At 53.9% G+C, this 21,409-nt stretch carries 21 protein-coding genes; 9 read left to right on the top strand and 12 right to left on the bottom strand.

Annotated elements, in window-relative coordinates; translation table 11 throughout:
- Positions 1-30: 30 nt before the first annotated feature.
- The gene (locus NP590_RS10415; RefSeq protein ID WP_256602312.1) at positions 31-1,758 is read right to left on the bottom strand and encodes a multicopper oxidase domain-containing protein; all 1,728 of its coding nucleotides are present in this window, start codon (positions 1,756-1,758) and stop codon (positions 31-33) included.
- Between the two features lie 235 nt (positions 1,759-1,993).
- Here NP590_RS10415 and NP590_RS10410 point away from each other — a divergent pair, with 235 nt between their 5' ends.
- Together NP590_RS10410 and NP590_RS10405 are read left to right on the top strand one after the other, a co-directional pair.
- Positions 1,994-3,697, top strand: coding sequence for a glycoside hydrolase family 17 protein (locus NP590_RS10410; RefSeq protein ID WP_256602311.1), 1,704 nt, complete (start codon positions 1,994-1,996; stop codon positions 3,695-3,697).
- A 216-nt stretch (positions 3,698-3,913) separates the two neighbouring features.
- Positions 3,914-4,600: a hypothetical protein gene (locus tag NP590_RS10405; RefSeq protein WP_256602310.1), complete on the top strand. Its 687-nt coding sequence runs from the start codon at positions 3,914-3,916 to the stop codon at positions 4,598-4,600.
- Positions 4,601-4,681: 81 nt separating this feature from the next.
- On the opposite strand, the gene NP590_RS10400 is transcribed toward NP590_RS10405, so the two are convergent.
- The 6 genes from NP590_RS10400 to NP590_RS10375 all read right to left on the bottom strand — a co-directional run bounded on the left by NP590_RS10400 (position 4,682) and on the right by NP590_RS10375 (position 12,149).
- A complete protein-coding gene (locus tag NP590_RS10400) occupies positions 4,682-5,995 on the bottom strand; it encodes a GGDEF domain-containing protein (RefSeq protein ID WP_256602309.1) in 1,314 nt (437 codons plus the stop codon).
- 7 nt (positions 5,996-6,002) lie between these two features.
- Positions 6,003-7,526, bottom strand: coding sequence for a GGDEF domain-containing protein (locus NP590_RS10395; protein WP_256602308.1), 1,524 nt, complete (start codon positions 7,524-7,526; stop codon positions 6,003-6,005).
- Positions 7,527-7,639: 113 nt separating this feature from the next.
- Entirely contained in the window at positions 7,640-8,245 is a 606-nt protein-coding gene (locus tag NP590_RS10390; RefSeq protein WP_256602307.1) for a thiol:disulfide interchange protein DsbA/DsbL, read from the bottom strand.
- Positions 8,245-9,402 carry a c-type cytochrome biogenesis protein CcsB gene (ccsB, locus tag NP590_RS10385; RefSeq protein WP_256602306.1) on the bottom strand — a complete coding sequence of 386 codons (1,158 nt, stop codon included), beginning with the start codon at positions 9,400-9,402 and terminating at the stop codon, positions 8,245-8,247. Before ccsB ends, NP590_RS10390 begins: the two co-directional genes overlap by 1 nt.
- Before the next feature lie 7 nt (positions 9,403-9,409).
- Positions 9,410-11,380: a cytochrome c biogenesis protein ResB gene (locus NP590_RS10380; protein ID WP_256602305.1), complete on the bottom strand. Its 1,971-nt coding sequence runs from the start codon at positions 11,378-11,380 to the stop codon at positions 9,410-9,412.
- Positions 11,381-11,468: 88 nt separating this feature from the next.
- A complete protein-coding gene (locus tag NP590_RS10375) occupies positions 11,469-12,149 on the bottom strand; it encodes a c-type cytochrome (RefSeq protein ID WP_256602304.1) in 681 nt (226 codons plus the stop codon).
- Positions 12,150-12,259: 110 nt separating this feature from the next.
- On the opposite strand from NP590_RS10375, the gene yihA reads away from it, so the two are divergent.
- Positions 12,260-12,889 carry a ribosome biogenesis GTP-binding protein YihA/YsxC gene (gene yihA, locus NP590_RS10370; protein ID WP_256602303.1) on the top strand — a complete coding sequence of 210 codons (630 nt, stop codon included), beginning with the start codon at positions 12,260-12,262 and terminating at the stop codon, positions 12,887-12,889.
- Positions 12,890-12,955: 66 nt separating this feature from the next.
- Here the strand turns inward: yihA and NP590_RS10365 are convergent, their stop codons facing one another.
- On the bottom strand, positions 12,956-13,639 hold the full coding sequence (locus NP590_RS10365) for a WG repeat-containing protein (protein WP_256602302.1): 684 nt from the start codon (positions 13,637-13,639) through the stop codon (positions 12,956-12,958).
- A gap of 26 nt (positions 13,640-13,665) precedes the next feature.
- Here NP590_RS10365 and NP590_RS10360 point away from each other — a divergent pair, with 26 nt between their 5' ends.
- Genes NP590_RS10360 through NP590_RS10345 form a run of 4 tightly spaced genes read left to right on the top strand, consistent with a single transcriptional unit; the run spans position 13,666 to position 15,407 of the window.
- Positions 13,666-14,130 (top strand): NBR1-Ig-like domain-containing protein, encoded by a 465-nt coding sequence (locus tag NP590_RS10360; RefSeq protein ID WP_256602301.1) that lies wholly within the window; start codon positions 13,666-13,668, stop codon positions 14,128-14,130.
- A complete protein-coding gene (locus NP590_RS10355) occupies positions 14,131-14,568 on the top strand; it encodes a TonB-dependent receptor plug domain-containing protein (RefSeq protein WP_256602300.1) in 438 nt (145 codons plus the stop codon).
- A 25-nt stretch (positions 14,569-14,593) separates the two neighbouring features.
- Positions 14,594-14,914: a hypothetical protein gene (locus NP590_RS10350; RefSeq protein WP_256602299.1), complete on the top strand. Its 321-nt coding sequence runs from the start codon at positions 14,594-14,596 to the stop codon at positions 14,912-14,914.
- Positions 14,835-15,407, top strand: a complete 573-nt coding sequence (locus tag NP590_RS10345) for a TonB-dependent receptor domain-containing protein (protein WP_256602298.1) — start codon at positions 14,835-14,837, stop codon at positions 15,405-15,407. Before NP590_RS10350 ends, NP590_RS10345 begins: the two co-directional genes overlap by 80 nt.
- Before the next feature lie 64 nt (positions 15,408-15,471).
- Here the strand turns inward: NP590_RS10345 and NP590_RS10340 are convergent, their stop codons facing one another.
- The 4 genes from NP590_RS10340 to NP590_RS10325 are packed head-to-tail and all read right to left on the bottom strand — an operon-like array spanning position 15,472 to position 20,291.
- On the bottom strand, positions 15,472-16,356 hold the full coding sequence (locus tag NP590_RS10340; protein WP_256602297.1) for an MBL fold metallo-hydrolase: 885 nt from the start codon (positions 16,354-16,356) through the stop codon (positions 15,472-15,474).
- A gap of 11 nt (positions 16,357-16,367) precedes the next feature.
- Positions 16,368-17,210, bottom strand: a complete 843-nt coding sequence (locus NP590_RS10335) for an HDOD domain-containing protein (RefSeq protein WP_256602296.1) — start codon at positions 17,208-17,210, stop codon at positions 16,368-16,370.
- Positions 17,211-17,224: 14 nt separating this feature from the next.
- The gene (gene polA / locus NP590_RS10330; RefSeq protein WP_256602295.1) at positions 17,225-20,008 is read right to left on the bottom strand and encodes a DNA polymerase I; all 2,784 of its coding nucleotides are present in this window, start codon (positions 20,006-20,008) and stop codon (positions 17,225-17,227) included.
- Positions 20,009-20,057: 49 nt separating this feature from the next.
- Positions 20,058-20,291 (bottom strand): hypothetical protein, encoded by a 234-nt coding sequence (locus NP590_RS10325; RefSeq protein WP_256602294.1) that lies wholly within the window; start codon positions 20,289-20,291, stop codon positions 20,058-20,060.
- A gap of 75 nt (positions 20,292-20,366) precedes the next feature.
- Between NP590_RS10325 and NP590_RS10320 the strand changes: the two genes are divergently transcribed.
- Complete coding sequence (locus NP590_RS10320) at positions 20,367-20,714, top strand: hypothetical protein (protein WP_256602293.1); 348 nt, start codon at positions 20,367-20,369, stop codon at positions 20,712-20,714.
- 135 nt (positions 20,715-20,849) lie between these two features.
- The gene (locus NP590_RS10315; protein WP_256602292.1) at positions 20,850-21,326 is read left to right on the top strand and encodes a NifB/NifX family molybdenum-iron cluster-binding protein; all 477 of its coding nucleotides are present in this window, start codon (positions 20,850-20,852) and stop codon (positions 21,324-21,326) included.
- Positions 21,327-21,409: the final 83 nt, after the last annotated feature.

Here is a 21,409-nt window from a genome sequence, read left to right as displayed (position 1 = left end):
CGACCCGGGTCGGCGCGGTCTCTGCCGGGATTATTTGCCAAATAGGGCCAGAATGTCTTTACGTCTGATATAGAGGGTGTAAGCCAGCAGACCCAGCAAAAAGCCGTAAAACAATTGGCCTATAAACGACGGCTTATTGACGGTGCTTGCCGGATTAGGCGAAGCGTCCGCCGGCTTGGCGGTAGGGGGCGCCAATACAAAGGCTTTGTCCTTGGTCGCTCTGATTTCAGGCAGGCCCAGGCTTTTCCATTTGTCGTAATCCTGCCATACCGGATACTTGCCTTCCCAGAACTCCTTGGTGAAGTAGGGGGCCAGGCTAACGCCGTGTACTTCCGGGATGCCCTTGTCGCTCAAATAGTTTTTATAAACCAGCAGGCTGATGTCTCCGCCCTCGCCGATACCGTCGGTAGTGAACGATTTTTCGACATGGTCGTGGAACATCCATACCCCTTGACCGAAACTGTTCAAGCCATCGTCGGTGCCGTTGATTTCCAGATCCAGCCTTTGTGCCGGTACCATGCCGTGCACGTCGCGCTTGATATAGGACGACGGCCCGTTATCCACGCCGTCGTAATGCGTTGCCATGGGCTTGTGTCCGTGTATGTGCATGGCAAAGGCCTCTTCGTGGCCATTCAGGATCCGCACTTTGACCTTTTTGTTTTCTTCCATGACGATCAGCGACTCCCGCAAAGTGTAGGGGAAGGAGCGGCCGTTCAGCATGAAATAATCCGGCTTGGAGTCGGTGATGTCATACTCCAGATTTAGCCGCTTGCCTATCAGGCGCGGATCGTTGGCGGAACGCGCCATCATATGCAATTCCTTGTCGGCGGACTGGTAATGCAGATCGTATTCGCCGGAGTATTTCTCCTTCACGGCCACGGAAGGGTGTCTGACTTGGCCGCCGCCGACGTTGAATACCTGCACCCAATTGTTGGGGCGGTTCTCCTCAACCACGAAGATTCCCTGCAAGCCCATGGGAATATGTACATGGGGCTGTACGTGGCAGTGATAATACATGGTGCCGGGTTGGCGCGGCTTGATGACATAGGTTTTGCTGCTGCCGGGCATGACGTCCATTTGGCCGGTTTGGCCCACGCCATCGTTGCCCTCGCCGCCGTGATCCATATAAGGATGGTCTACCCCGTGTAAATGAATGGAATGCGGCAGATAGTGGCTGTTTTCCAATACCAGCCAGACGATATCGCCCTGTTCGACTCGAATAACCGGGGAAGGCGCGCGCAACAGAGGATTGGCGATGGGCTCATATAAACTTAGAGTCGACATGTCGCGGGTTTTGGGGGCGTAAACCCAGAAAGTCGGCTGAATGCCGGGCGCAATGTCGAAGGTAGTGGTCGGTTCGCGCATATCGGGCGAATGGCCGTTTAATTCGGCTATTTCCAATTTGATGATGTAGTGATCGGGATCGCCGTCGCCATCCATGTCGTTGCCTACGGTGATGGCGTCGGCGGCGAGCTGAGTTTTCATCAGCGTATCCATGGAAATATTGTTGGTGCCTTTGACAAACGCGGCAATATCGGCCGGATTGTCGGGGTTGCACATTTTCGACTCCTGAATCTCCACGCCATCGATGACTTGCGCTTCGCGCCATTTGGGGTCGGTGAAGTCGGAGCACAATTCTTCCGCGCTACCCATTGTGACATTGCTGGAAGCGGGCAATTTGTTGGTTTCCGCCGTGACCAATGGTGAAAACGGCAGCAGTATGGCGCCGCACAACAAGGGAAGAACTTTTTTATGCATGGAAAGCCTCATAAAATTGACGATGAGTCTATTGGTAACGGAACAGGGTTCCGATATGTGGATAGCCCAATACTGTAACCAGAACCCATGGGTAAAGTACAGAAATTATTTCGAAAAAATGCGGTTCGTCCGGCGGTCGGGACCGGGTAAAACCCGGCCGTTGCGGAAAATCGATATAATCGGCTTTGCGAGTCATTAACGCTGTCCGAACGCCAACCAAACCATATCTTCATTTATGTCATCAGCCCGATTATTGCTTTGTACCTTCGCGGTGCTTTTAGTTCACGCCAGCGTTGCCTGGTTTGTCAATCAGCCACGGGACGCCGGAGTCGATGTGCCGGCCGGCAAATTGATGAGCTTATCGTTTGCGCCTTTCCGGGAAGGCTTTAGTCCCCTGGAGGAGATTTTTCCGCCCAAGGAACATGTAGATGAGGATTTAAGTTTACTGGCGGATAAAACCCTGAGTGTGCGTACCTATTCCAGTGTGGGCGGGGGCATGGAAAACGTGCCGGAATTGGCGCGCAAGCATGGGCTGGCGGTAATCCAGGGAGGTTGGTTGGGTTATGGTTACCTGGATAATAAAAAGGAAGTGGATGCCTTGATCAAATCAGCCAATGCCAATCCCGATGTGGTCAAGCGGGTGATAGTGGGTAATGAGGTATTGTTGCGCGGCGATATGGATGTCGATCGGCTGATCGGCTATATCCGGGAAGTCAAACGGGTCGTTAAGCAACCGGTTTCCTATGCCGATGTTTGGTCGATGTACATGAAGCATCCCCAATTGATCAAGGAAGTCGACTTCATCACTATCCATATTTTGCCGTATTGGGAAGACGAGCCGGTTTCGGTGGAGCGAGCTTCGGAACATCTGGAAAAAATCGTCAAACAGGTCGAAGACGAGGCGCGAGGCATTGCGCCGGGAAAACCCATTTTAATCGGCGAATCCGGTTGGCCCAGCGCGGGTCGGCAGCGCGGCTTGGCGGTTCCGGGTGTCGTCAATGAAGCCAGGTTTATCCGAGGCATGATACAAGTCGCCACCCGGCACGGTTTCGATTACAACATCGTGGAAGCGTTTAACCAGCCTTGGAAAAGCAATCTGGAAGGCGTGGTCGGCGCCAATTGGGGGCTGTTTTCGGCCGACAGAAAACCGGTTTTTCCGTTGACCGGCCCGGTAGCTGAAAATCCGGATTGGCTAACACATTTTGCGTTCGCGGTTTTAATATGGCTGACCATCATTGCGGCTTGTTTCAAAAAAATTCAATTCAGGTCACTGCCAAGTCTGCTGGTACTGTTGCTGTTTACCCAGCTTTTTAGTATCTGTCTGGTCACCTTGGCGCATTTTCTTTGGTATACCAGTTACAGTAGCTTGCAGCGTGCTTACACGGTTTTTATGTTGTTTGCGAACGTGGTATTACTGGTGTTTTTGATTCAGCGCTACCTGGATATTTTGAATCGGCGGCCGGGCGCGGGCGCGTTGGCGTTTAAGCTTAAAAATGCTTATTTGTTTTTCATTTTGTTGGCGCTATACAAAACTTACGGTTTGGCGGTTGCCGGGCGCTATCTGAGTTTTCCGATCGAACAGTTTGCCCTTCCCGTCCTCGGTATTGTCGGCCTTGTGGCTTGTCAGTGGCTAGCCAGCGGCAACATAAAAGGCTGTGACCTGGGTTTTGATCAATTGTGCGGTTGGAACATAGGGGGGCGCCATGACCGTCTGATTGCCTACGGCTTGAGTTTTGCCGCAATAGCGATGGTATTCGGCGAAACCAAAGCCTTTTTGGATGGCCGGGACTTCATTCAGGCCCACCCCGGCTTGTCGGAAGGTTTGCCCGTCGCCTTGAGCTATGCGCTCTACAACCAACAACTGTTAATCTGGTTAGCGTGCTTATTGACTCTGGCCCTACCTTTCTGGGCTAAGGCACGACCCAGGGTCGAAGAGTGAGTTTGTGCCGGGTCGGCAGGGCTCCAACCCATGTCGCCATGTCGCCATTGCGGCGATGGCCCGATTTATGCGCGGCAATTTGTCACATTTTCAAAGCGCCGCTTGTTTATTAAACTGTATGCAACTCTTGTATGCGCTCCCTCTCCTAAGGGAAAGAGTTTTAATATCCTTCCTCAATGCGGCTTAATGCCGCATCTTTTTTGGACGAGGCTGTTTATGGAAAGAAACTACAAAGTAGCTGCCGCCGCATTTCTGAATACGGACGAGCTTAATTGCCGTACTGCCTTTCACGAAGCGGGTCATGCCGCCGCCATTCACATTCGAAACCGGCAAAAGCAACTGCCTCCGGTGTTTTTCGAAATTCAAATCAAAAGACCGGATTCCAGCCAACGCGAATTTTTTGCCAAAGTGGTCGATGGCAATCTGATTCAAAATTTACCGATTGCCGTGATTGAAAGTTTTTCCGCGATGACCAATTGCGGTCAGCATAGCTGTCAGCGCGCGTACGAAGCCGATGTGGTCAATTTGTTGGTCGGGCCCTTGGCTGAAGCCAAGTACGTCGCCATTGGCGATGGTGAAATCTTTAATCTGGAACTGATGACTCTGGAAGCGTTAAGGCATTACGGCGGCCATAGCGATCTGGAGAGAGCGCAATATTATCTGGATTATTTCATTACATCCAAAACCTTGCGGGACAAAAAACTGGCGGAATTGCTTAAACAGGCCTACCGGTTTATTGACGATGCGCTGCATTGGGTCTGCATCAGCAGTTTGGCCAAGTTCATTTTGGAAAGTCGACAGGAAGTTATCAGTTGCGATGAGGCAATTGCCGTTTTCGATGCTTGCCTATCGGCTCCACAGCATGAGCGTTGGGGCAATGTGCTTGCGTTTGCGGGGCGCTGATTTTGAGCTTTTGTTAACCGCCAATCATGGCACCGGATGCCCCTCGCGCCAGACCGTCTTGAGCAGATTACCCAAACCGAATTAATTGTTGGGTGAGTCGAGCTCGTTTTGATAGATCATGCAACGGTTCCGTCCGGCCTGTTTGGCTTGATACAGCGCTTGGTCCGCGCGTATGAATACGTCGTCGTGCTGGTCTCCATCGGTAAATTCGCTGATTCCGCAACTAATGGTTAAATCGATCTTCTCGCCGTTGTAGTTGAACCCGCAGTGTTCGATCATATCCCTGACCTTTTCCGCCATCGCATAAGCCTGGATTGCCTGGGTATTGGGCATCAGCATCACAAATTCCTCGCCGCCATAGCGGGCAACAAAATCGGTGGAGCGGCAATTGTTCAGCAACAGCTGGCCAACCAGGCTCAGCGTTTTATCGCCGGCTTTGTGGCCGTAGTTGTCATTGATGGGCTTGAAATAATCGATATCCCAAATCAATAAGGATAAGGGGGCGCGGTAGCGCCGCCAGCGATTGGCCTCCATATCCACCCTGTCTTTATAGGCCAGCCTGTTGGGCAAGCCCGTCAGGGTGTCGCACAAGGCTCGGTCATGTTCGATTTTTAGCTTGGTGCGCAGGGCTTCGGTTTCCGTTTCCAGAGCTTGCAACTTTTCCGCCATCAAGGTCAATTGTTGCTGAGCGTGCAACTGTCTTTCGCTTTCCAGTTGTTTGTGTTCCATCAGTTGCATCATCAAGCGGTCGAGATGATCGCTAGTAATGGTTTTCAGGGCCGTTAACTCTTCCGCCTCGTTGGCGCAGCCCTTAATGTCGTCCAGTTGTTGGTTGATCTCCAGATCGAGATGCTGGCGTTGGTCGTAAGACAATTGGCTGGATTGCCCGACAAGTTCCACATGTTGTTCGATTTCGCCCAGTTGCGTGGTCAGTTGGCTTAAAAACCCCCCAATGTCTTTTTGCTCGGAAACTGCATAATCCTTGATGTCCACCAACAAGGCAACAGCCGAATCGATGACTTTATTGAATGTGCTGTCGTCGGCGTTGGCCTTGATACGCTGCCTCAAGGCGGCTTTTTGTTGTTGAAAGCGCAGCGGTACGTCGCTGCTGTCCAGCAACTCATCGAGTCGTTGCAATAAATAGGCGGGTTGTTGCGTGGAACCGTTTTCCTTCTTACTCGGTTCGGTTTGTTTGGAAATATGCAATAGGGTTTTGGAAATGGCCAACAGCTCCGGCGTCAACTCATGCAGGCTTGCTCCGGACTTCAGGCGCTTGCCGATCTGGATCAGATGAGGTTCCAATAATTTATGGCTACCTTGACTGAAAATCAAAAACTGGATGACCAGCTTATAAAGCAGCTTTTCCTGGTCGGCGGCTGGCGGGATGGCGCTCATGCTCGGTTCAGGCGGCTACGCATTGATTGCGGCCATTCTGTTTTGCTTGGTACAGGGCGCCGTCGGCGCGTATGAATATGGATTCATTGTTGTCTCCCTGTTTATATTGAGTCAAACCGCACGAGAGGGTAATCGATATCTTGTCTCCATTGGCGCGAAAGCTACTCTTTCCAATGTTTTTCCGCAAGTCGTCCGTCATTTTCAATCCGGATGTCAGCGTGGTTTCCGGCAGCAGCATTACAAACTCCTCGCCGCCGAAACGCGCCACGAAATCGGCCTCGCGGCAATGACCGGACAGCAATCTAGCAATCACCATTAAGGCTTTGTCGCCGGATTTGTGTCCGTAAGTATCGTTGATGTTTTTAAAAAGGTCGATGTCCCAGACCGCCAGTGTCAAGGCGCCGCCGTAGCGGTTGGCGCGAGCTATTTCATCGGTCAGGCGCTCTTCGAATGCCAGCCGGTTGGGCAAGTTGGTGAGGGGATCTCGCATCGCCCGATTTTGCGCCGCGTCCAGCCGGGATTGCAGTTCGCTGGTTTCCGCTTCCATGTCCCTGATTTTCTGTAACAGATTCCTGAGCTCCCGTTGGGTTTTATCTCTTTCCACTTGTTCCTGCATGGCGTAGCTCTGCAGTTGCTGGTTGATGCTTTGCAGCCGAAGTCCGACCAGCTGCTTCAAGGGCTCCAGCTGGGTGGCGGTGGCGGATTTTCTCTGTAAATCGGCCATCTGAGACGCCAGATCCCGATCAATATCGTGACGTTTTTTTTCCGCGTCCTCGGCGGCGATATTTACGCCCGTCGCCAGCAAGCCAAGTCCGGCCAACTCCTCGGTCAAGGCCGATAGAAAATCGGCCATGTCCTGTTGTTCGAGCCGTAGATGGTCTTTAATGGACATTAGCAAATTGACCGCGTCGCCGAATATCGGGCCGAGCGGTTGACCGCTTTGCAAGCGGTTTTTTAGCTTGTTGCCGTCGTCCAGAAACTCCCCGGGCAGATCGGCGCCCTCCAGCAATTCCAGCAGATGCCGACCAATCGCCTGGGTGTCGGCCAGCGCCAGTTCTCCGGCAAAATCGCCCGTTTCCGATGGATTGTCCGCCAGGATATTGGAGAGTGAAGAGAATAGAAGTTGCGGTGATGAATAATCGCCCGCGGCGTAACGTTGGCGAAGGTTTTCCAGATCCCTTGAGCGGTCCGGAAAATGAGCGGTCAAAAAGTCGAATAACAGCGTGGCATCGGCACGTTCGCGATTTGAATAATCTTCCATGCTCAGCAGGGCATTGGAAAACTCTTCAAGCTCGCTACGCAGCAGTTGGATTTTAACGCCGGTTTTCAACAGTTCGCGAATGCGATCCAGATGCGGATCGAGAGTCGTATTATAGCCCTTGGCGGCCAGCGCAAAACGGATAATCGTTTTACACAGTAAATCCTGACTGGTTTTATGCTCTTGCTCGGATTTTTCCTGACTGTCCAGCAGGTCGAAGTATTTTTCCTTCCACTTGGCCGGCGAATCGTCCCTCGTTTTGAAAAAGCTCATGCAGGCTTATTACCTCGGAATAATCGGCAATTAAGCAGAGATTATACTCTACCGGTGCCGAATTGCCGGCAATAAATAATTGCCGGCAACAGGGGTAAATAAAGCCCTCGGAGTTATTTGGCGGTCGATTCCCGTTGAATCAGCTGGTTGGTAACGGCAATCATGTTGTCTTGCGATTTGGCCGTGCTTGCCGTCACCCGGTACTTGCCGTTGACGACGATGGCTGGTACGCCGCTGATGCCGTAGCGGGCGCCCATGGTTTCGGCCTGGCGCATTTTGGCGTCTACCATGAATGAATTGTAAGCAGCGCGGAAATCCTCATCCTTGATCCCGTGGGCGGCAAAGAACTTGGCCAGATCGTCTTCCGAGGTCAATTTTTGTTTTTTGTTTTGGATGGCGTCGAAGAAATCGGCATGCACTTTCTCGGTTACCCCCAAGGCCTCGGCGGTAAAAAAAGCCTTGGCGTGCTTGCCCCATAAATCGCTGAAAACGGCGGGTTGTCGAATGAACTCCACATTGGCGGGCTTGGTTTTCAACCACTCCACCATGGAGGGCTCCAGGCTGTAACAATGCGGGCAGCCATACCAGAAAAATTCGATGACTTCGACTTTGTCCGGATTTTGCACCGGCTGCGCGGGCGACAAGGTTTCGTAGCCGCCTTCCGCGCGAACCAGGCCGGCCAGGCAAAACAGTGCCAAAAATGCGATTTTTTTTAACATCAAAGTTCTCCGTAGGAATGTAAACCAGATAAAAACATATTCACGCCCAGAAACGCAAACAGGGTGACGAAAAAGCCGATTATCGCCCACCAGGCCATGGGTTTGCCGCTCCAGCCCTTGGTCAGCCGCATGTGCAGCCAGGCGGCATAATTCAGCCAGACGATCAGCGCCCAGGTTTCCTTGGGGTCCCAGGACCAATAACCGCCCCAGGCTTCCGCTGCCCATAAGGCGCCGAGAATGGTTGCCAGCGTGAAAAAAGCAAAGCCCAGGGCAATGGCTTTATAAATCAAATCGTCCAGCAAGGCCAAATCCGGCAATCTTGCCAGTAACAGGCCTTGATGCGCCCGGCTTTTCAATACAAATACCAAGCCTATCATGGCCGCCAGGGAAAAGGCCCCGTAGCCGACGAAATTGGCCGGCACATGGATTTTCATCCAATAACTGTTCAAGGCCGGCACCAAGGGTTGAATGCCGTCCGCGTGCCGGTCGAAGGTGTACCAGAGTAAGAAACCGACCGCCGCGCTGATCACCAGTAGCACAAACGCGCCCAGGCTGCGGGTTTGGTAGTGTTGTTCGTAATGCAGATAGAGCAGGGCCGTGATAATGGCAAACAGGATGAACACCTCGTACAGGTTGCTGACCGGAATGTGGCCGATGTCGGCACCCAGCAGATAGGATTCGCGCCATCTAACCATCAATCCGGTCAGGCCCATGGCGGTGGCGCTCCAGGTCAACGCCGAAGCCACATTGCCGATAAATTCGCGCCCCGACAACAAAAAACCGAAATAGGCCAAGGTCGCCATCACATACAAGGCACTCATCCACATGATGGCCGACTGGCTGGAAAACAGATATTTCAATATAAATGCGTTTTCCGCCCGGCTCAAATCGCCGCCGTAAACCGAAATCGCCCACAAGCTGAAGCTGGCCACGCAGAGGCTAAAGTTTTTCAATACGGGCCAGCTCCAGCCCAGCCAAATCAAAAAGAGCGCGCTGACCAGTAGGATGCCGACTTCATAAGCATCCATCAAGGCCTGATATTGCGAAAACGCATGGCCCGCGCCCATCAATACCAGCGCGGCCCAGAGCCAGTCGTAGGCGCTTCTGGCTTGAAGGTAGGAGGGCTGTGGGAAGGGCTGGGGTAAAGTGTTGTCCATGGCGGTTTTACAGAACAGAAGTGGTGGGTTGGGTCAGTTGTTGTTTGATAAGTTCAAACTCCCTGTCAAAGTCGTAGCGGTTGCGCTGAGCGCTGCCGGCCAGCAGCAGTACCGACCCGCTAGCGGTATTTTCCAGCAGTATCCACAGACGCCGTTGCGGCAGATAGAACATGCAAAACACCCCCAGCACCAACAACAGACAACCTGGAAATACCAGCCATTGACCGGGCGAACGGGTGATTTGCAACCCGGTGGCCTCGATGTGTTGGAAGCTTTCCAATTCCAAAAATACCGGCGCGGCGTAAACATGCGCCAGATTAACCGCGGCCAGCGCATCCAGCAGAAACTGGCTGTCAAAGTCGGACATGGGCTGGTTTACATCGATACGTTCTTGGCGCAGCACCTGCAAATAAACGTTTTTCAGCAAGCGTTGCAGGACCGCGCTGTAGACCGCGCTGTAGACCGCGGAGGCTTCCGGGCGTTTTTCAGGCGCCACGCTTTGTTCCAGCATGGCGGTAATTTTCTCCTGGCCGCCCTCGATAAACTGCTCGGCCAGCGACTGCATGAATCGGGCAACCTTCTGTCTGTCATCATTAGAGGATTGCTTGCCGCTATCGCTGGAAGCGGCGGTTTGCATGGCGATGGCATGCAAGATTTCCGGGTTGCGCAGGCTGTGGTAAAACGCCATGAAACGGGCCGGGCGCTTTTCGCGGTCGGCCGGCAAAAACCAGTAATTGAACTGTTCGGAGACCTTTCCGCGCATACCGCTCAGATAAAACCAGCGGCCTTCCTGTTCGATAGGCTGCATATAGGTTAGATATTCGTTGGCCGTGCCGTCGGCTTGGCGCAACTTGTATTGAAAGCTGGGGCCGAGATTGATGAATTTCTTTTCGCCGCTGGGATCGGGATTGACATTGAATGGCCTGAAATCGGAAATCTCCAGTTGGTGGTCGTCGAGCTGGGTAAATTGTTTCACGGTTGCGGTCAGCCGGCCGGGATTGGCGGCGCTGTATAGGGGCCAAGTCCGCAAATGCAGCTTGGAGCCGCCGTCGCCGAAGCTGTTTTGATAGATAGTGTAGCCCTTGAAGGTTAAGGGATGATTAACCGAAATAGTCTGTTTCAAGGGTCGCGGCAGGCTGGGGGCTATGACGGTCAAATCGCTTTCGAAGGACTTGGGTTGGCCGCTGGGATAATGTTCGATGCGAAAATCGTCGACTTGCAGGGTAAACGGCAGTTTTTGCAACAAATAACCGTCTTTGTAATCGATGAAGGCCAGATTGGATTGTCCGCCTTCGGCGATATCGATATTGGCCCGGAATGAACTATTTTCCGCGGACAATGTGCTGATGGGAGGAATCTCTCCGGCCGGAATTCGCCGGGTTTCCACCGCGATTTCGCCGCGCCATTCGGCAATCTTCAGCGGCAGGTTGCCGTCCATCAGGCCGCCGACGCAGATGACGATGATGGCCACATGACTGAAGATATAGCCCAGGCGGCCGCCGCTACCCTTTTTGGCGGCAATCAGCAGGCCGGTTTGAGCGTCGTTATGCCTGAAGCGGTAATGGTGCCGCTGCAATAGCGCGGCGATGCGGGCCAAATTGGCTTGAGTGTCCAGTTCGTTTGCAAAAGTGTGCTGGTGCGGCAGCCTTGACAAGGCGCTGCGTTGGCTGTGTTCGCGGTAGTCGTTCAGGTCGCGCAGCACATGCGGCAGGTTACGGTAAACGCAGACGCTGGTGGACAATACCAAAAAGCCCAGTATGCTCAGAAACCAGGCGGACGAGTACACATTGTACAAATCCAGGCTTTTGAAAACTTCAAACCAGAACGGGCCAAATTTCAACACATAGTCGGGATAGGGCTGGTTCTGTTGCACCACCGTGCCTATCACCGCCGCCACGGCAATCGCCACCAACAAGGTAATCGCCAGGTTCATCGAACCTAAAAAGCGCAGCAGAATAGGAAAGGTCGATTGCGGCATGAACTAAGGAATTCTGGCAATCCCCATGCGGGATGGGGATTCATTGGATTCCGGCGGGTAGTCCGCCGGAGCGGGTAACCGTGGCCGGTTATTTCATGGTTGAGATGTAGTAGGCTACGGCCTTGATGTCTTCATCGGTCATTTTTTTGCCGATCATATGCATGACGTTTTCGCGGTTATTGCTGCGGGCGCCGTTTTTAAAGTCGGTCAGGGTTTTGATCAAGTAATCGGCATGCTGCGAATGCAGGGCCGGATAGGCCGCCGGTTTGTTGCCTTCCGCGTAGGGGCCGTGGCAGGCCACGCAAGCGGAGACTTCGCGGCTGATATTGCCGTTGCGGTATAAGTCACTGCCCTGCTCGATCAAGCTGGCCAGTTCGGCTTTCTTTTCCTCGTCGGTTTTGGCCGGTTTGTCATCGTCTTCGTCGTCGGCCGGTAAAGCGGGCGCGGGGTTGCGGGAGACTTTTTGCCCGGCGTAATAAGCGGCAATATCTTCCATGCTTTTTTCATCCAGCCCCATTGCCAGCGGAGCCATCATCGGCGAAATGCGTTCGCCGCTCTTGAAAGCCTTTAATTGCTTGACCAGATAGCCCTGGTGTTGGCCGGCCAATTTCGGAAAGCCAGGCATTGTGCTGTTACCGTCTTCGCCGTGGCAACCCGCGCAAGACGCGGCCTTTTCCTTACCCGCGCCGGTATTTCCCTGCGCAAAAACAAAACCGGTGCTGGTGGCAAGCGCCAAGGCAATGGAAACAGTCAGCAGTTTTTTTATCATTATTGGCCCCTGTTCAGGAAGGTTAATCGACGACAGGCAGCCTTAAATACACCGCCGGACGCTATAATGGCCGGATTCTAACCGATTTATAACCCTTAAGCGAGACAGCGATGAATCCAATCTACCATCAGGCCAAATTCATCAACAGCGCGCCCCGCTTGCAGGATGCGCCACCCGACCAAGGCATGGAGATCGCTTTTGCCGGCCGCTCCAACGCCGGCAAGTCCAGCGCCATCAATACCTTGGTACAGCAAAATGCCCTGGCCAGGGTCAGCAAAACGCCCGGCCGCACCCAGTTGTTGAATTTTTTCGAAATAGACCCGCAGCGCAAGCTGGTCGACTTGCCCGGCTACGGCTACGCCAAGGTGCCGGTGGCGGTTAAGCGCGATTGGCAGAAAATGATGGAAAACTACCTGAAAAACCGTAAAGCCTTGTGCGGCATCGTGCTGGTAATGGACATTCGCCATCCGATGACTGAATTCGACTGGCAAATGGTGGAGTGGTGCGAGCATACCGGCCAGCCTTTACATATCCTGCTGACCAAAGCCGACAAATTGAAATTCGGCGCCGCCAAAAACACCCTGCTGGCCGTGCAGCGGGAATTGAGCCGCAGCAGCATTACCGTATCCTTACAGTTGTTTTCCGCCTTGCATAAAATCGGCATAGACGACGTTCATCAAATGCTGGACGAATGGTTTCAATTTTCGCCCGAGCCAACCGCTCAAAACTCCGGGAATTGACAGGCGGAACAGGCGCAGCCACCAAACTGTCGGTGCGTTAAATTGTCTGTGATGCTCGCTTGGGAGCTATTGGCGCCAAGGCGCCGGCAGATCCAGATGTTCCCAGGCAATCCCCAGGTCATACCGTCTGTCCGCCGCAAGCCCGCTGACCGGGCATTCCACCGATAAATCGTAGTTTGCCTCCGTATTCGGATAGTCCCAACCGATACGGCCGCCGGCGCCTTTGTTGAGACCTCTCTCCGGAATATCAAGCAGCAAGCGAACGGGCTGTCCCCATTGGCCGGCTCGCACCAATGCCTTGCCGCACTCGCCGTTTTGCAGTTTGCCCCGCATGATGCCAAGTTGGGTTTGGCCCCGCAGTAACAAGGACCACCGCCGGGCCAGATTACGGTTGACGGCTTCCTTCAACTCCGCCAGTTGCGTTTGCTCTATCCGCCGGCTCAGCCAGAGTTGATGGCCGGGTTGCAGCTCCGTCACTTTCGTTCTGAATTCGACCAAGACTTGAGCCGAATCATCCAACACTCCGATTTCGCCCCGTTGATTTTCTACCAGCCAAAACCGGTCTTCGAAGGGGGCGATATCCCGCCATTGCGGCGCGATGACATATTGGCAATGCCGGTCAATGATGCCGGCCAAACCCTGGTCGTTGCGTACGAAAGCCTGGCCGTTATCAAAATCGCCGGCATGAATATATTGCGGCTCGGTTGCAAGCTGTCCGAGTCCATCCGGATATCCCCAATATCCGAGCATTGGCGGGCGCCCTGCAGGTACATTCGGTGGTTTTATTTCGGCATTTGCTGCACCAATTGGATCTGCCGAAGTTTTCGGCCACCGGGGCGAAATATCAATTCGATGCCAGCGGTTTCGTTGCGGAAACCGTGCCGGATCATACGACGGTTACCACCGACCAGATTTTTTGCAAAACCTGGGAAATCCAGAATATAGGCCATGTGACCTGGCAAAATCGCAAGCTGCGCTGTGTGGACCAGAGCGCCGAAAGCCCCAATATCCTCGCCGGCATAGTGCCGCCGGATTCCGAACGCCGGTTGCGGCCCTTACAAACCTGTATCGAAATCCCCGAAACCCTGCCCGGCGACAGCGTATTACTCAGCGTCCAATTTAAGGCGCCTTCCTACCCTTGCAGCATCATTTCTTACTGGAAAATGACAGATGAACGGGGCGACATTTGTTTTCCGGAAACCGAAGGTTTGTCCTGTCTGGTGCGGGTGGTGTCGATATAGATGATACATCACCTTTTATGTCTGTTCGGCCTGCTGGCCGCCAATCAGGTATCGGCCGATCCCATCGCGCATACCCTGGCGGAGGTCGTCGTTGCCGAATCCGCCGATGAGGAGCATTACAGCCAAGGCGCGACCGGTGCGGCACGTAAGCCCGCCGGCTTGCTGTCAACCCCGTGCTCGGTCGGTGTGGTCAATCAGGTGTTGTTGCGGGACAGTTTGGCTTATCGGCTGGAAGACCTCGCCCCGTTCGTCAGCGGTGTGCAAGCCAGTTCGGCGGATTCCGGCTTCAATACCGATTTGCGCATACGCGGTTTTACCACTGCGGGCGGCGCTTATCTGGACGGCGTGCTGGATAACCAGCGCTTTCAGGTGCGCGACATGGCTTTGATCGAGCGGATGGAAATTCTGACGGGCCATTCCTCGGTGTTGTACGGCTAACGATAGGGCGACCATTGCGCCATCGTTGACTTGGCAATATGCCGCTGGCGGCGCATTGAATGTCGGGTTCGAATACGGCTATCAATACCAACCTTACCGCTTCGATAAGGTATACACTCAAAATCAAGTCGTTTTCGATCAATCCTATGTCGACCCGCGCGCCCGTTCGGATCGGCATTACTGGCGCTTCAGCACCGCGCTGGATCATCAAGTGTCTAAACATTGGTCGCTGCATTTTGCCGGCCATTATTTTCACGTCGAGCGCGATGACCTGCTGCTGGGGTTTCATACCTTCGTTACGCCGACTAGCGTCAGCGGTTATTACCGGGACATTCACGAGCAATAAAGCAATTTACCGGGGCGCGCCCCCGCCGACCCCGATTGCAGTCGCCATTGGTAAAATTCACAGCCATGGCTTCGAATTCGACAGTATCTGCCGAATTACGCAACGACTGCAGCTATTGGCGAATTACAGTTGGATTGGAGCTAAATTTGGTGGCGGTATAGATCTAAAAGGTAATGGCTTCGGAAGTACGCCCAAATATAGCGGCAGTGCATGGGCCATGTATGAAGCACCATTGGCGTTACCCGGCAAGCTGCGTTTAGGCGGGGGCTTGGTCTATGTCGGTCGCCGGTTTGGCGACGATGCCAACAGCTTCAAGGTGCCGGGTTATCTGCGCACCGATCTGTCAGCCCATTATCAAATCGACAAACTGGATCTTCGGCTTAAGGTCGAGAATCTGCTGGATAAGCGTTATGTCAGCAGTTCCATCTATGACGATACGGTGATTCAGGGCAACCGACTGCTGTTTCAGTTTCTGGCGGGTGTACGATTTTAAAGACAGCCATGCCGCTAGCCAGGGCCCGGTCCAGCCGCGTGTCGGACAAACAGGCCGGATGCCGCTACAGTACATGCTCTATGCCTTCCCTGGCCAGCACGATCTCGAACTCCGTCGGGCCGGCCTTGGTAACTTCCTCGCGAAAGATTGCTTCCAGTTCCCGGTCGTCGCGGGTGGGTTCGTGGTGGGTCAAAAACAGTTTTTTCGCCCCCGTTTGCCGGGCCAATTGCAAGGCCGCGCCATAGGTGCCGTGGCCCCAGCCGACTTTTTTAAGGTACTCGGCATCGGTATAGGATGAGTCCACTATCAGTGCGTCCACGTTCCGCATGGCGGCATGCACTTCGAGTAGTTTGGCTTCGATAAATTGCTGGTTGGAAGCGTAATCCGGATCGTCGGGGGCGTAAGGGTTGTGGGGGGCTTCATAATCGCCGGTAAAAAACAGCGAGCTGCCGTCGCTGTCGTTCAAACGGTAACCGAAATTCAGCACCGGGTGATTCAATACCGTCGGCACGATGGTGGTGCTGCCGATTTGTATCGGTTCGCCCGGTTTCAGAGTGTGGTAGTGCAGTTGGGCTTTCAGCTGCGATTGGATAATGGGAAAGTAGCTGTATTGCAGCTGGGCGCTTAAGGCTCTTTCGATACCTTGTTGGGTGACCGGGTCCATGCCGCCGTAGAGGTGGATTTGATTCCGCGCCGACAGCAGCGGCAGAAAAAACGGCAGGCCCTGGATATGGTCCCAATGGGTGTGGGTAATCAAGATATGCGCGACGATGGGCGATTGTGCCGCTAGCGTTTGCGCCAGCGCGAAGATGCCGGTACCGGCATCCAGTATCAACAAATCGTTACCGGCGTTTTTGACTTCTATGCAGGTGGTGTTGCCGCCGTATTTGACCGTGCCGGGACCGGGAGTGGGAATGGAACCTCTGACGCCCCAAAATTTAAATTTCATCGCCGGTCCGCCTAATCGATAAACGCCAGTGCTTCGGTTTTGATGGCGGACAAATCTCCCATGTCCGCCATCAAAGCGGCCAGGTTCATGCCGAAAACTTCCTCGGTGCCGGGCGGCAGCTCATCGATTACCGGGTTGCCGGCAAAACCGAATTGCAGTTTTTTGCTGATCTGATTGGCGGCGCACAGGCAGTCGCCCAGCTGAGTGTGCCTGTGGTCGCCGTGGTGGTGGTCGATGGCTTCGATCAAATCGTCGGCCAGCCCCCAATGTTGCGCCAACAGTTTGCCGGCTTGGCTGTGGTCGGTGCCCAGCATGTCCAGTTCTACCTGAAACAGGTTCAGGTTTTGCGCGCGGGCGGTCAGCAAAACCTGTTTATAGGTGGCGGGCACGAATTCCGCGAACACGATCTTGCCGAAGTCGTGCAACAAACCGGCCACGAAATAATCGCTGCCCTGCATGGGCGGAACTTTCAGGCGATCGGCCAAAAGTTTGCAGAGCGCGGCGCTGGTCAGTGAATGCAACAGGAAGGCGTGGGTATCGAAGCCGGCCTGGTTTTGCCGGGGCAACACGCCGATGGCGGCCACCGACAAAGCCAGATTTTTGATGGTGTTGATGCCCAGATGCACCACGGCCCGCTGCACGGAGCTGATTTTTTGCGCCAGACCGTAGAACGGCGAATTGATCACTTTCAAAACCTTGACCGTCATCAGCGGGTCGGTTTCTATCACCTGGACGATCTCCCGGCTATCGGCATTCAGATCGGCCGCCAAGCGTAGCAGACGTTGCACGCTACTGCGAAAGGCCGGCATTTTATCGACAAATGCCAATAACTGCTCTTCATCCAGGTTGGTCAAAAGGTTTTCCCCGTTTAATGCGCTTGATCCCAATTATCGCCGCAACCCGCTTCCACCAGCAGAGGCACCCGCAGATCGGCCGCGGCGGACATGATGTTGCGAATCTCGGTCATGCAGTCGCTCAGCTGCTGTTCGGCCACTTCGAACACCAACTCGTCGTGCACCTGCATGATCATTTTCAAGTCGGCGCCGCTGTCGCGTATCCAGCCGTCGCAGGCAATCATGGCCCGTTTGATGATGTCGGCGGCGCTACCCTGCATCGGCGCGTTGATGGCGGTACGTTCGGCGTATTGCCTTTGCGCGGCGTTGCGGGCATTGATGTCCGGCAAATACAGACGGCGGCCGAAAATCGTTTCCACAAAGCCTTGCTGTTTGGCCTGTTCGCGAATGTCGTCCATGTACCGTTTCACGCCCGGGTAACGACTGAAGTATAGATCAATATAGGCTTGGGCCTGATTGCGGGACAAGCCCAATTGCTGAGCCAGACCAAAGGCCGACATGCCGTAAATCAAACCGAAATTGATGGCTTTGGCGGAGCGGCGTAAATCGTGAGTGACCTGTTCCAGCTCGACTTCGAATACTTCCGCCGCCGTGGCGCTGTGCACGTCCACGCCCTGGGAGAAGGCCGCCAGCAAACCGGCATCCCCGGACAAATGCGCCATGATGCGCAACTCGATTTGCGAATAGTCGGCGGCGACGATTTTGTAACCCGGCGGCGCGATAAAGGCTTGGCGTATTTTGCGGCCTTCCTCGCTACGGATCGGAATATTCTGCAAATTGGGGTCGGACGACGACAGACGCCCTGTGGCCGCCACCGCCTGATGGTAAGAGGTATGCACCCGGCCAGTGCGGCGGTTGATCTGCTGCGGCAGCTTTTCCGTGTAGGTGGATTTCAGCTTGCTCATGCCGCGAAATTCCAGGATCAGCCTGGGCAAGGCATAATCCACCGCCAGTTCCTGCAATACCGATTCGTCGGTGGACGGCTGGCCTTTCGGGGTTTTTTTCAGCACCGGCAGATTCAGGCGGTCGTATAAAATCTCCTGAATTTGCTTGGGAGACCCCAGGTTAAACGCCGAGCCGGCCAGATCGTGGGCCTGTTGTTCGATGCCTATCATCCGGTTGGCCAGTTCCAGGCTTTGCTGATCCAGCATGGCGTTGTCGATCAGTACGCCGTTGGCTTCGATGCGCACCAGCACGTCTATCAGCGGCATTTCGATTTGATTATACAAATCCCATAAACGCGGTTGTTGCTGTAATTGCGCCGACAGGGTTTGATGCAGGCGTAGCGTGATATCGGCATCTTCCGCCGCGTACTCGCCGGCCTGCTCGATGGGCACTTCCTGAAAACCGATCTGCTTGGCGCCCTTGCCGGCCACGTCCTCGAAATGAATGGTCTCCACGCCCAGATAATGCTTGGCCAGATCGTCCATGTTGTGCTTGCTGGCGGTGCTGTTGAGCACATAGGATTCCAGCATGGTGTCGTGTCGGATGCCGCGTAATGTGATGCCATGATTGGCCAGGATATGCGCATCGTATTTCAGGTTTTGCCCCAGCTTGGCCTTGGCCGGGTCTTCCAGTAGCGGCCGCAATGCCTCGAGCACGGCTTGCCGGTCGAGTTGCGCCGGCGCCTCTGGATAGTCGTGTACCAACGGCACGTAGGCGGCACGTCCGGCCTCTACCGCAAACGACACGCCGACGATTTCGGCATCGCTGTAATTCAGGCTGGTGGTTTCGGTGTCGAAGGCGAACAGTTCGGCCTGTTTGAGTTTTTCCAGCCAGCTATCGAAATGCGTTTGCGTGAGGATGGTCTGATAATCGCGGCTTAATGCGGAAGCAGTTTCCTTCTCACTTGAGGCAGTAGGCTGGTAGGGAATATTGGAAGCCGTATTTTCATTGCCAATCGTCCGCTCTTCTCCCGCTACAGTGGGTTTGGAACTGTCGCCATTCAACGTCTTGAGCCAGCTGCTGAAGCCCAGGTGCCCCAGCTGTTGTTTCAACGCGGCCATGTCCGGCTCGTGCCGTTTTAGTTCCTCCAGGCTGTAATGCAAGGCCACGTCGCATTTGATGGTAGTCAACTCCCGCGACAGCGGCAGTTGTGGCAAGGCTTCGCGCAAGTTGTCGCCGATCTTCCCCTTGATGTCGTCGGCATGCGCGATCAGATTTTCCAGCGTGCCGTATTGCTGCAGCCATTTGGCGGCGGTCTTGGGGCCGACCTTGGGCACGCCGGGAATGTTGTCCACCGCATCGCCCATCAGGGCCAGATAATCGATGATTTGTTCGGGCTTGACGCCGAATTTTTCCCCCACCCCGGCAATGTCCATGCGGGTATTGGTCATGGTGTTTTCCAGCGTGATGTGTTCAGTCACCAGTTGCGCCATGTCCTTGTCGCCGGTGGAAATGATCACCCGAAAGCCTTGGCGGGCGGCATTTTGCGCCAAACTGCCCAGCACATCGTCGGCTTCCACGCCGTGCTCGATGATCAACGGCAGACCCAGCGCCCGGATCAGCTCATGCAAGGGTTGAATCTGCACCCGCAAATCGTCCGGCATCGGTGGCCGGTGGGCCTTGTACTGGTCGTACAAATCGTGCCGGAAGGTTTTGCCGGGGGCGTCGAACACCACGGTTACATAGGGTGTGTCGTAATCGTTGATCAGTTTGCGCAGCATGTTGGAAACACCGTAAACGGCATTGGTCGGCTCGCCTTGGGCATTGCTCAACGGCGGCACGGCATGAAAAGCGCGAAACAGAAACGACGAGCCGTCGACCAGAATCAATGTGTTGGCGGATTGTACGGACATGCGGATTGCGGCCTGATGTTCAAACCGGCAACGATACAGTCAGGGCCGGTTAGCCGCAAGCAAAGAATGATTTCCACCGGCAATCCCGAAGGTAGCGCGAGTGACAATGCTTTTTCGCGGACGAGATGGCGCCGGAAATTTGAAAGTCGTGGCCTGGGTGCTGGTGACGGTTCTGGATAATATTGCTTAACGACTCTGCCCGCTTACTGCCGCCATTCAAACATCGACCGCCCAACAGGGTTTTATTTGTTGCAAACACGACAATAATATCAATATTTTTCACTGATTAATCAATCGGTTAAAACTTGGTGCGAAATGTGAATTAAGCGGGCTATACGTAAATCAATGCTGTGTTCGATTGCTTATCATTTTACCGTGCTTATGTCTGAAATCATCCCGTTTCCCGTTTCCCGTTTCCAACAAACCACAAAAATCAGATCTTGATGCTGTTATCGATGAAGCGCTAAGGGCAATTCCCAGGCAAGACAGGGAAAGGCTCAGGTTTGAGTTGATCAAAACGATAGACAGCTACGATGCCTTTTTTACTGAATGGTTCTTGAGCCTACCCGAAGAAAGTAACGAAACCCTCGGAAAGCAAATCTACGATATTGCTCATCAGGAGCATGATCGAAAATTGCATATGTTGAAAGACATTATGCGCCTAAAGATTAAGGTGCTGGTGGCGGAATACCAGCCACGCAAGTAACTGGAATTCTACCGAGCGAGCCGGCGCCGTGCCCGGTAATTTCGGCGGGGTACGGATTAACATCGCCAAAGACCATCGATTGCAAGATTTCGCCTTGGTCGTTCTTTGGCCCAAATATTCATTGAGGAGTGTCATATGAGTCAACTTGCCGATGTAAACAGTGTCGCGGAGTTTGAAGTCGATGCCAATAAGCTGATCGTTGCTTTTGCGAGTTCGGATGGGGAAATCGTCAACCAGCATTTTGGGTCGTCTTTGGGATTTCATGTTTATGCTATTGATGGTTCTACCGCGACGCCTCTGGCGGCTAAGTTGTTTGCTAAGGAACAACGCGACGGTAATGACGACAAATTAAAACCCAAGCTTGCCTGGTTAACGGGTTGCGATATGGTGTATTGCGGCTCCGTCGGCGGTACGGCCACCAACGAGTTGATCAAATTGGGCGCGCACCCGGTCATCGTTAAAGGCGGCCCCGACATTGAAGAGATCATTGCCGAGTTACAACAAGATATTACCGGAGCCATGTCGCCACTGCTGGAACGCATTTTTAAACAAAAGACAGGTAAAGATAACAGCCGTTTTGCCGAGATGGCCAACGAAGAGTGGGATGAATAAGGCTTGCCATGCTTTAGAGCGCATCAGTCCGGTAGGCCGGATAAACGCCAGCGTTTCCGGCAAAGTCTAACTCAGCGAAAACA

Origin of the sequence: Methylomonas subterranea (assembly GCF_024505185.1) — a bacterium.
Classification (GTDB): domain Bacteria; phylum Pseudomonadota; class Gammaproteobacteria; order Methylococcales; family Methylomonadaceae; genus Methylomonas; species Methylomonas subterranea.
This window is presented reverse-complemented; position numbering and strand designations above follow the sequence as displayed.